The organism is Nocardiopsis sp. TNDT3 (assembly GCF_003427465.1).
Taxonomy (GTDB): domain Bacteria; phylum Actinomycetota; class Actinomycetes; order Streptosporangiales; family Streptosporangiaceae; genus Nocardiopsis; species Nocardiopsis dassonvillei.
In genome coordinates this window covers 1-1,109 of sequence record NZ_QPFC01001298.1, presented here as the reverse complement: position 1 = coordinate 1,109, position 1,109 = coordinate 1, and the positions used below count along the sequence as shown (strand labels likewise).

The 1,109-nt window shown below is 73.8% G+C and carries 1 protein-coding gene; it reads right to left on the bottom strand.

The window, feature by feature from the left end:
- The coding region (locus tag DQW06_RS27065; protein WP_157983629.1) for a hypothetical protein at positions 1-1,109 on the bottom strand (1,109 nt) is incomplete at both ends.

The following is a 1,109-nucleotide window of genomic DNA, read 5'->3' as shown; positions in this document are numbered from 1 at the left end:
CTCCCCGGGCGCCCAGCACCCGCCCCGGGGAGGCCGGGCGGATGTGGGCGGCGGGATAGCCGCGGGGGATGCGGAGCATGACGTAGGCGGGTGCGTGCTCGGCGGCGCGCGTGCCGAAGGTGCCCCAGATGTAGTGCGGAAGGTCCACCACGGTGCCCGCGATGCGGTCGGGGTCGCCCGGAATGCGGGGGTCGACGCCCAGTCGGCGCAGGAGCGTGTGGTCGGCGCCCAGGTGCGCGGTGATCGCGACGGGCAGGGCTGCCGCCGCCAGGGTGGTGTCGATGTCGGAGACGATCCATCCGAATTCGTCGCGGTCGTCGGGGGCGACGTCGCCGGTGGCCAGGCCGTTCTCGACCGTGTCGCGGGCGTGCTCGGTGTACTCCCACAGGGAGTGGGCCCGGTCGGGGGTGGTGTCCAGGACGTGGGCGGCCCGGGTCGGCTCCGGGCTTCCCGGTGTCGTCACGACCGTGGGCAGGGCACGCTCGGCCCACTGGTCGGCGGCCTGGTCGTCGGTTCGGGCGCGGACCGTTTCGCCCATGCCGGTACCGGGGGTGTGGTCCCGGTCGCCGCCGTGCCAGGGGGCGGGTGCGGGGACAGGGCCGACCTGCCCACCGCCGGAGTGGGGGCGGGGCGCGTCGGGGAGGTGTTCGGGGTCGCCGGAGCTGTCATCGCTGTCGGTGCTGTCCGAGTCGTCGCTGTCGATGTCCATCGTGAAGACGGGGGTGTCTTCGGCGGTGAGGCGTCCGATGGTGTCGAGGTCGTGGGAGCGGTAGCCGGGGTCGGTGAGACCGGCGATGGCCTCCTCGACCGTGAGGGGCTGTTCCTTGGTGGTCTTGGGGTCGGCGAGAGCGCTGAAATCGGGTGTGGTCGGGGGGTTGCCGTTCCAGGGGTCGTCGGGATCGGCCGGTTCCCGTGGGTGCGCCGTCGGCGCGGGGGCGTAGAAGTCGTCGTCCGTCGTGCCGTGCCCGCGCGACGGGGCGTCACCGGTGTCGTGCTCCGCGCTCTTGTGCCCGGAGACGGAAGTGGCGTCGTGATCCGACCGCGTGCGGTCTCCGGAGGAGGCGTGGCCGGGAGAGCGGGAGGAATCGGCCTGCGACAGGTCGTCCGCG